The sequence below is a fragment of the Streptococcus mitis genome (assembly GCF_001579035.1).
Classification (GTDB): domain Bacteria; phylum Bacillota; class Bacilli; order Lactobacillales; family Streptococcaceae; genus Streptococcus; species Streptococcus mitis_J.
Genome location: NZ_KQ970325.1, coordinates 1 through 416 on the forward strand (window position 1 = coordinate 1; position 416 = coordinate 416).

1 protein-coding gene and 1 pseudogene are annotated in these 416 nt (G+C 38.5%); one reads left to right on the forward strand and one right to left on the reverse strand.

The window, feature by feature from the left end:
* Positions 1-94, reverse strand: a pseudogene (locus SMIDD26_RS13655) (LysM domain-containing protein); the annotation flags it as partial.
* Positions 95-145: 51 nt separating this feature from the next.
* Here SMIDD26_RS13655 and SMIDD26_RS12075 point away from each other — a divergent pair.
* Positions 146-352: a ferredoxin gene (locus SMIDD26_RS12075; protein ID WP_167747535.1), complete on the forward strand. Its 207-nt coding sequence runs from the start codon at positions 146-148 to the stop codon at positions 350-352.
* Positions 353-416 lie beyond the last annotated feature (64 nt).

Consider the following 416-nt stretch of genomic DNA (forward strand, 5'->3'; position numbering starts at 1 on the left):
CCATCCTATCAGCCCCTCCGTGGTTTCGATGCCGACGCTCTGCTCTTGATTCTTCTTGATCATAAATATCTTCTTGCCACGGTTCTTTTTCCATACCCTACTCCTTGTTTTTTTTTACTTTTCTTATTACAATATAAATATGAACATGAAAATCACACTTATACCTGAACGATGTATCGCCTGTGGACTTTGCCAAACTTATTCTGATTTATTTGATTACCACGATAATGGAATCGTGCGTTTTTACGATGATCCTGACCAACTGGAAAAAGAAATTTCTCCTAGTCAGGATGTCTTAGAGGCTGTTAAAAATTGCCCAACTCGCGCCCTGATCAGAAACCAGAAAGCCTAAATCAATGGCGATAATCCACTCTCTCTAGTTTAGCACATTTCCATGTAAAATTATAGTCTTTTCA

Bases quoted from the DNA above. Each gene is read 5' to 3' on its own strand.
- SMIDD26_RS12075 (WP_167747535.1), top strand. From the start codon at position 146: ATGAAAATCACACTTATACCTGAACGATGTATCGCCTGTGGACTTTGC.